Below are 8227 nucleotides of genomic sequence, written 5' to 3'. Positions count from 1 at the left end.
CCTTGTCGTCCTCGGTGACGATGGTGGCGACGACCTCGCGGGTGGTGGTCTTGCCGGTCTCGGGATCGGTGACGACGACCTTGTCGCCTGTTTCGACGTCTTCGATGTCCTTGGTGGTGCCGTCGGCGAGGAGTACGTCAGTGCCGGTAAGGAAGCTGTGCTTTGCCAGGCATGACGTCGCACCGGCTGCCTCGTCGCTGTGCTTGCCGAGCTTGGTCAGCTTGGCGAGCTTCGTCGCCGGCAGGAGACTGCCGACGCCGATGACGCGGTCCAAGCTGATGACATCCGTGCAGTGCTGCGGGTCGGTAGGCGACACCGGCCTGACAGGTGCCTGCGGTCAGCCTCTCGTCATGCCCAACTGACGGCGCGCGGCCTCCAGGCCGACGCGCTGCCCACGGATCGCATTCCAGCGTGCGACGACGGTCCGGTCGACGCGGACATGGCCGGTTCTCCGCGTTCCGCCCCCTTTCGCCCGTCCGTCCCCAGTCGCACACTGGCCGCATGCGGGGGAAACGGGTGAGGGAAGTCGCGGCCCTGGTGCTGGGCCTGGGGGGTATCGGCGTCGGTCTCGGGGCCATCGGCTGGGCCGTGTTCGGCGGCCTGTCCGCCGGGTTCGGCTGGGGCGGGGCCCTCACGGGCATCCTCCTCTTCGTGGCCGGGGGGTTCTGCGCGCCCGAGGTGGAGGCGGCGCCCCTGGCGAAGAGCGAGGACCAGCGCGAGAAGGACTCCGGCGGCGGGGGCGGCTGCGGCGGTGGGTGCGGAGGCGGCTGCGGGGGCTGCGGCGGTTGTGGGGGGTGACGGCGGGCACGGGGTCACCCGGAGGGCTTCGCGGGGCGAATACGCGCACACCGGCGGGGGTTTCGGGATAGGACTGGTCCCATGACCACTACGAGTGACGAGCCCGCCGGCCTACCGTTCCCGATGGCGCGGACGGACTACCTGGCCACTCTGCCCAAGGCCACCGTCTACGCCTGCCTGTACTTCACCGACGTGCGCGGACGCCCCCTGCAGATGCGCTCGGTGTACGGGAACCGGCCGTGGCAGATCCCCGGCGGCAACCTGGACCCGGGCGAGGACCCGTACCAGACCGCCGTGCGCGAGACGTACGAGGAGACCGGGCTGCGCGTGGAGGGGCCGCGCCCGCTGCTGCTGGCGCACTACATCCGCGCCGACCCGGACGAGGCGCCGCTGGCCAAGATCGGTTTCTGTTTCGACGGCGGCACCCTGGACGACGACCAGCTCGCGTCCATCCGGCTCGACCCGGAGGAGCACGACCGCTGGGCGGTGGAGGACTGGGCCACTTGGGAGCGGCTGATGAGCCCGGAGGGCTACCGGCGGCTGGCGGCCCTGGCCGAGGCCCGCCGCACCGGCCGCGCCGGCCTGATGGTGAGCGAGCCGATCCTCACCGAGGGCGCCTGACCTGCCGGCCCGCCGCGGGCGACGGCGAGTTCGCCGCGGGTGGCGACCAGCGCGCGGTGGGTCCCGCGCCCCGCGTGGAGAAGCGGAAAAGGTGGTGCGGTCGCGTACGGTCCGCGCCTAGCGTCGGAGCCGTTTCCGTCCGACGCCGAGGCGAGGGGGGCACATGCCGGCCGGGGAAGAGCCACGCGTGTACGAGATCCGGGTCCACGGGTGTGCGACCGTCCGGGAGGCGATCGCGCTCCAGGAGCCGATCGCGCGGCTGCTGTGCCCCGACGAGCACCACGCGGGCCCGTGCGAGGTGCCGTGGGGCTTCACCCTCGACGGCGGGGACGGTGCGGACGGGTCCGACGACGACGCCACCGTCCTCGTCCTGGGCGTCCACGCCACCGGCCGGCGGGCCGCCGGGGTGGCCGACCGGGTGCGCGCCGCCGTGGGCGAGGCGCACCCGGTGGTGTGGGGCGAGGGCGACCCCGGGCGGTTCGAGGAGCTGGTGGAGCAGTACCGGATCGAGAACGCGCCCCGGAGCCCCTGACGTCCCGGCGGGCGTACCGCGCCCCGCACCCGCGGGCGGGGCGCGCCCGGCGGGGTCAGTCGAACCAGCGGTCCCGCTCCAGCTCGCCGACGCGCGAGGGGTCCTCCAGCAGGGCGGCGGCCTCGAAGCGGCGCGGCCACTGGCCCGCCGCCCAGGCCAGGCCCGCCGCGACGCCCTCGACGGTGGCGGCGTGGAGGGTGCCGTCGGGGGTCAGCCGCCAGTCCACCTCCACCCCGTCGATCACCAGCTCGTCGTGCTCGACGTACGTCGCCGGGGCGCCGGGGAGCAGGACGCGGACGGCGCCGGGGACCTCGCGGACCTCGCCGCCCCCGGGCGCCGGGGCGGGCAGGACGTCCCCGAGGCGGCGCACGTCGAGGACGGCGGCCAGGTCGGCGGCGAGCGTCGGCTTCACCGGCAGCAGCGGGCGCCCCGAGGCCAGCGGCAGCAGGTCGGGGGCGTCGGCGACCAGCGCGTCGGCGGCGTCCACGACGCGGACCTCGCCGTCCACCACGGCCCGCAGTTCGTCCGGCAGCGTGACCTCCTCCGGGTCCAGGGTCGCCAGCAGGCTGTAGAGGCCGTGGAGCTGGGCGGCGTCCACGGGGAGGCCGGGGTCGGCCAGGCGGCCGAGGAGTTCGGAGGCGCCGCCCGGCTCGTCCAGGAGGGCGGCGGCGGAGGTGCGGATGCCCAGGGCGCGCAGGACCTCCTCGTCCAGGTCGGCCGTGGCCGCGGACGCCTCCTCGTACAGGCCCGCCAGCAGCGGGTCGCCGTTCGCGGCGCGCAGGCCGGCGGGGCGGCGGCCGTCCAGGACGGGGTGGCCGCGCAGCCACCAGGCGGTGTACGGGCGGACGGACTCCACCGAGCCGTCCGGCAGCAGCACCCGCACCGGGGTGGTCAGCGCGTCGCGCAGCGGGGGCCGGGAGAGCATCCTCAGCGCCTGGGGCCAGCGGTCGTCGTCGACCAGGTCCAGGTCGCGCACGGCCGGCAGCTCGGCGGCGACGGGCGGCACCGGGGTCTCGGGGAGGCCGTCGAGGACGTCCTCGCACCACACGTCCACCGCGTCCAGCAGGCCCGCGTCGTCGGGCTCGGGGTAGTCGGTGTCGCGGGGCTCCAGCTCGTCCGGGTCGAGGACGACGTCGGTGGCGCGGACCAGGGTGAAGTCGGCGAGCACGCCGACCGCCGCGAGCGGGCCCTCGCCCCACTTCTCGGCCAGTTCGGCGTCGCAGGCGGGCAGTTCCCCCTCGCGGATGACGCTTTCGAACTCGCTGCCGGGGAAGACCAGTTCGGCCGCCGGGACCAGTTCGCCGTCCTCGTCGGGGAGGGCCAGGGCGCCCAGCCAGGGCTCGTCGCCGGGGGCGAGTTGGGCGTCGCGGACGAGGGTCAGGACGGTCTCGGCCAGCTCCTCGGGGCCGAGGGGGCCGCCGTCCTCGTCCTCGTCGTACCAGGTCTCGTCGGCGTCCAGCGACGCGGCGACCGCCGCCCGCACCTGCGGGGTGGTGAGCACCGCGCGGGGCGTGGCGGGGGTGGCGCCCAGCTTCTCCAGCAGCGGGTGGGCGGCGTCGGCGTGGGCGACCTTCAGGCCCAGGCGGGCCAGGGCGGAGGCGCCCACGGCGTCCGCCGTCTCGGGCAGCGGCAGCAGCACCTGGCGCGGGCCGATGGTGGTACGGCCGTCGGCGAGCGGAACGGGCAGGCCGGAGAGCCGGTCGGGGTCGACGCCCGCCAGGGAGTCGTACAGCCGCCACCACCACTCGGGGTCCCGCTCCACCCCGGCCAGCCGGTCGATCAGCTCGCCCAGCGGCACCCGGGCGACGCCGAGGGTGCGCAGCTCGGTGCGGCGCTCCAGCCCGGCGGGCAGCAGGGTGGGGAACAGCTCGGCGAGGACCGAGACGGTCTCGGCGCCGGCCCCCTCGGCGATCTCCGCGTCGGTGGGGCGCAGCGCGTAGGGCTCGCCGTTCTCGTCCTTCGCGGCACCGGCCAGGAACGCCGCGCGCGGCAGCCGCTGAAGCACCAGGCGGCGCAGCTCGGCGTCCAGTTCGGCCTTCCCCAGCGGGCCGGGGACCAGGTCCAGGGTGCCGGTGGAGACCGGCTCCCAGTCGCGCAGCAGCGCCGCGTAGGTGTCGGCGGCGCGCTGGAGGAGGAAGTCGGTCAGCGGGCCGGGCGCGATGTGGCGGCGGGACGGCTCCAGCGGGAAGGAGGCGATCAGCAGGGCGGGCAGGCCCAGCGGTTCGTCGGTGGGGGTCGGGGCGTGGACGACGGGCGCGGTGCGGGCGCGGACGGGCGCGCCGGTGTCGTCGACGGGGACGGCCCAGGTGACGGACCACACCGGCCGCGCCCGCTCCTCGATCGGCCGGTCGGCGAGCAGGGCGGCGTCGGCCCGTCCGGCGTCGGTGGCCACGCGCCAGCGGGTGGCGCCCCCGGTGGCGCCGCTGTCCTCGATCACGACGTGGGGGCCGTCCTGGCGGCGGGTGAGGGTCCGTGTGCCGCCGTCGGTCTCGATCACGACCTCGGACAGGCCGGGGAGGGCGAGCAGCAGGGCGTCGTCGACCGCGGCGAGCAGCCGGGCGGCCAGCTCCAGGGCGCCCGCGTCGCGCAGCGGGAGCACCACGGCGGTGTCGTACCCCTGCGGCGCGGTGCCCTGCGCGGGCAGCGGCAGCCGCAGCAGCGGTACGTGGCCCTCGCGGCGGCGCAGTTCGTCGGCGAGCCCGGGGCTGTGGGCGGCGGCCTCCCCGGCCAGTCCGCGGGCCTCGGCGAGGGACCAGCGGACGCCGCCGGTGCGGCCGACGATCGCCGGTTCGTCGCTGACGGCCAGGACGGCGGCGAAACCGACGCCGAAGCGGCCGACGGGCCGGCCGGCGAACTGGTCGGTGTCCTCGTCGCGCTTGGCGGAGGCGCGCAGGGTGGACAGGGACTCCACGCCGGCCGCGTCCAGGGGCGCCCCGGTGTTGGCGGCGACGAGCACCCCCTCGCGCAGGGTGAGCCGCAGCCTGCCGGGCACGCCCGCGCGGGCGGCGGCGTCGGCGGCGTTCTGGGCCAGTTCCACGACCAGGCGGTCGCGGTAGCCGCCGAGCGCGAGGTCCTCCTCGGCGTTGGCGTCCTCGCGGAAGCGCGCGGGCGAGGCCGCCCAGGCGTCGAGTACGCCGCGGCGCAGCCGTGCGGTGTTGAAGGGGTCCACCCCGTCGTCCGCGCCCTGCACCAGCACCGTGCCGCTCACGTGTCCGTCTCCTCCACACCACCGGATGGGCCTGCATGCCTGTCTGCCGCGACGGTACTGCGTCCGGCCGGTGCCGTGCGTACGGGGCCACCCGTCGGACCGCCGGGGCGGGTGGCGGAGGCGCGGCGGGCCGGGGCTCAGCGGCCCAGCAGCACGATGCCCGCCCAGTTCACCGGGTCCACCGGCGACGAGCCCCGGTCGGCGAGTCCCGCCTCCAGCCGGCGTGTCCGCCGGTCCAGTTCCTCGCGCGCCGCCGCGTCGCCGAACCGGCGCGGGGCGGTCCGGCCGGGGTCGCGCATCCACAACTGGGCGCGCCGCAGCGCCTCCACCGGGGTGTGGCCGCGCGCCAGGTGGTGGTGGAAGAGCACCATCAGCAGACCGGTGACGCCGACACTCACCGGCCACAGCGAGCCGAGCACGCAGGACGCGCCCGCGGTGAGGAAGGCGGCGGCCACGGTGAAGTTCTCGTCCGGGTGGCGGGCGCTGATGTTGGACACACAGCTCGCCAGCGAGACGCACACCCCGGTGCCCGCCGCGCCGAGGTCGAGGCCGGCGATGCGGTCCGCCCGCAGGTCGCCGTCCGGCAGGGCGACGGCGGAGCGCCAGGGCTCCACCGGGTCGGGGGCGAGGTGGGCGGTGATGTCCACCACCGTGTGCCGCGGCGCACCCTCCAGGGCGCGCAGCAGGGAGGCGACGGTGAGCGGCCGTACGCCGTCGCGCGCGGTGTCCGCGGGGTCGCCGGTGAGCAGTTCCGCGTGGACGTAGACGTCCCGGTGGAGCGGCCCGGTCGCCGCCCAGGCCGCTCCGCGGGTCAGTCCGCAGACCAGCAGGGCGCGCGTGGTGCGCCGTACGGCGGGGCGGTGGGCCGCCGCGACGAAGAGGCGGGCGGACGGCACGACGGACAGCGCGAGTTCGTCCACGGCCAGGCCGCCCGCGCTCCGGCCGGGGGTGGGGACCGCGCTCCACGGGACCGCGCCGAAGTCGCCCAGCGGCACCGGGACCAGCCGCGGTATCCCGCCGGGGCCGGCCCCGTGGACCGTCCTCAGCCGCGGGACCAGCGGTCCGAGCACCTCGCGTCCGGCCCACTGCCGCACCCGCTCCAGCGCGGCGCGCCAGCGGGCGTCGGCGGGGGCGCGGTCGTCCCCGGTCGCGGTGGTGCGCGCGTGCAGCGCCTCCAGGTACTCCGTCAGCACGGCGGCCTCCCGCCGGGACGTCCCGGGCAGCGGGTGCCACCACACCTGTCCGTCCGCGCCGGTCACCAGGGCACCGCCCGGGCCGTCCCCGTCCGGGGCGGGCGGCACCAGGTGGACCAGGGCCTGCGCGCCGGCCGCGCCGAGCGCGTCGGCGATCCGCGCGGGCGGCGGCGTGCGCAGCAGCCCGGCCGTCTCGGGGTCCTGCTCCAGGGCGGCGAGCACCTGACGGCGCAGGGTGCTCGGCAGGGTCATCCCCGCGCCGGGGTCGGCCCGCGCGAAGGGCTCGGAGCCGGTGTGGCCGCCGCCGGGCGCGCGCCCGGACCAGGCCTCGGCGAGGTCGGGGCGGCCCAGCGCGCGCAGCCGGTCCGCGGCGGGGCGGTGCGCGTAGTGGGTGTGCAGGACCAGGGCGCGCCCGGACTCCAGCGCGGCCAGCGCGTCCTCGGGCACGCCGTCCTCGACGGCCCAGTGCGCCACCTCCAGGGCCGTGCGCCCGGACGCGCGGGCGGTGAGCAGCCCGTCGGCGGCCGACTCCCGGAGCATGACCCGGCGTACGCCGTCGGCCAGCACCTCCAGTCCGAGGCGGCGCGCCTCGGCCCGGTCGGCGAAGCCGGCCCGGTCCTCTCCTCCGGCCCGGCCGCCCGTTCCGGTCCGCGCCCCGGGCGCCGCGGCGGACCTGACGGCCGTCCCGCCCAGCAGGGCGGCCAGCAGGTCGCCGGCCGCCGGCCGCCCCGCCCCGGGCGCCCCCTGTCCCCCGCCGGCCCGCCACCGCAGCGCGCGGGCCAGCCGCAGGAGGATGTCGGTCCGGGCGAGGAGGGAGCCGTCGCGCTCGGCTTCGGCCGCCAGCCGGCGCAGCGTCTCGACCTGGTCGTCGACGGTGTCCGGGAACATGCTGCGCAGGCTGTCGACCAGCAGGCGCACGGCCGAGGCCACCGCCGGGTCGGCCTGCCGGGGCAGGGCCTCCAGGCGCTCGGACAGGGCGGCCAGCCGTGCGGGCATGCCGTCCCGGACGGCCGCGGGGATCCCGTCCCGGCAGAGCACCACCCCTCCGCCAGGGCGGACCGGTGCAGGTGCTCCAGGCTGCCCGGCGCGGCGGCCTCCAGGGAGCGGTGCGTCCAGGTCAGCGCCTCGGACAGCCGGTCGCGCACGGGTCCGGGCGGCACCGGCAGGCGTTGCCCGGACGGCACCTCCAGGGCGGCGACGACCATACAGCCCTGGGCCAGGGCGAGGGCGAGCTGGCCGATCAGTCCGTCCCGGTGGCGGCCGGTGGCGGCGTACCACCGCGCCACCGTTCCGAACGCCTCGCGCATGCGCTCCAGTTCGGCGGTGGCGTGGCCGGTCCCGGAGCCGCCGGGGTCCAGGCCGCAGTCGGCGTCGAGGGCGCCCGCCTCGTGGTGGAAGCGCAGGTGCTGGTGGCCGGTGCTGATCTCCAGAACGGCCCTGCCCAGGTCATCGGCGCCGTCCGTCCCCGTCTGCCGGAGGTACTGGGACAGCAGCAGCAGCGGGCCGCGGATGTCGGCCAGGCTGCCCTGCCGGACGGTCCGCATGGCCAGCACGTTGCCGAGGGCGAGCAGCCCGTGTCCGACGAACACCGCGTTGGGCGGCAGCCGCGCGAGGCCCCCGGTGATGTCGGTGATCGCCCGGTCGGCGTCCTCTCCCCGCCCCGAGGCGAGGTAGCGGTAGCCATGGGCGAGGCCGCGCTGGAGCAGGACGGCGGCGGCCTCGGGGCTGTCGGGATCGAGCCGCCGCAGGGCGTCGTCCGCGGCCCTGACGGCGTCGCCGAACGCCTCCGGCCCCAGTACGCCGGACACCACGCCCTGGAGGAGCCCCTGGGAGTACAGGCCGCCGGCGGCGGCCGTGAACTCCGGGTCTATCCCC

7 protein-coding genes are annotated in these 8227 nt (G+C 77.3%); 4 read left to right on the top strand and 3 right to left on the bottom strand.

The features are described from left to right. A partial coding sequence (locus VE546_RS13675) for a hypothetical protein (RefSeq protein ID WP_324922043.1) occupies positions 1 to 274 on the bottom strand: 274 nt, incomplete at its 3' end. 227 nt (positions 275 to 501) lie between these two features. Here VE546_RS13675 and VE546_RS13670 point away from each other — a divergent pair. From VE546_RS13670 to VE546_RS13660, 3 genes are all read left to right on the top strand, one after another. After that, positions 502 to 798 (top strand): hypothetical protein, encoded by a 297-nt coding sequence (locus tag VE546_RS13670; protein ID WP_324922041.1) that lies wholly within the window; start codon positions 502 to 504, stop codon positions 796 to 798. A gap of 81 nt (positions 799 to 879) precedes the next feature. After that, the gene (locus VE546_RS13665; RefSeq protein ID WP_324922040.1) at positions 880 to 1419 is read left to right on the top strand and encodes an NUDIX hydrolase; all 540 of its coding nucleotides are present in this window, start codon (positions 880 to 882) and stop codon (positions 1417 to 1419) included. A gap of 187 nt (positions 1420 to 1606) precedes the next feature. Continuing rightward, positions 1607 to 1951, top strand: coding sequence for a hypothetical protein (locus VE546_RS13660; RefSeq protein ID WP_324922038.1), 345 nt, complete (start codon positions 1607 to 1609; stop codon positions 1949 to 1951). Positions 1952 to 2006: 55 nt separating this feature from the next. Here the strand turns inward: VE546_RS13660 and VE546_RS13655 are convergent, their stop codons facing one another. After that, the gene (locus tag VE546_RS13655; RefSeq protein WP_324922037.1) at positions 2007 to 5159 is read right to left on the bottom strand and encodes a sacsin N-terminal ATP-binding-like domain-containing protein; all 3153 of its coding nucleotides are present in this window, start codon (positions 5157 to 5159) and stop codon (positions 2007 to 2009) included. A gap of 137 nt (positions 5160 to 5296) precedes the next feature. Beyond that, the gene (locus VE546_RS13650; protein ID WP_324922035.1) at positions 5297 to 7390 is read right to left on the bottom strand and encodes a CHAT domain-containing protein; all 2094 of its coding nucleotides are present in this window, start codon (positions 7388 to 7390) and stop codon (positions 5297 to 5299) included. A gap of 23 nt (positions 7391 to 7413) precedes the next feature. On the opposite strand from VE546_RS13650, the gene VE546_RS13645 reads away from it, so the two are divergent. Next, positions 7414 to 8227, top strand: an 814-nt coding sequence (locus VE546_RS13645; RefSeq protein ID WP_324922033.1) for a hypothetical protein, incomplete at its 3' end; no start/stop codon positions are given.

The sequence above is a fragment of the Streptomyces sp. genome (assembly GCF_035644915.1).
In the GTDB taxonomy this organism is placed as follows: Bacteria; Actinomycetota; Actinomycetes; order Streptomycetales; family Streptomycetaceae; genus Streptomyces.
The sequence above is the reverse complement of the archived record's forward strand: the minus strand, read 5'-3'. Positions and strand labels throughout refer to the sequence as shown.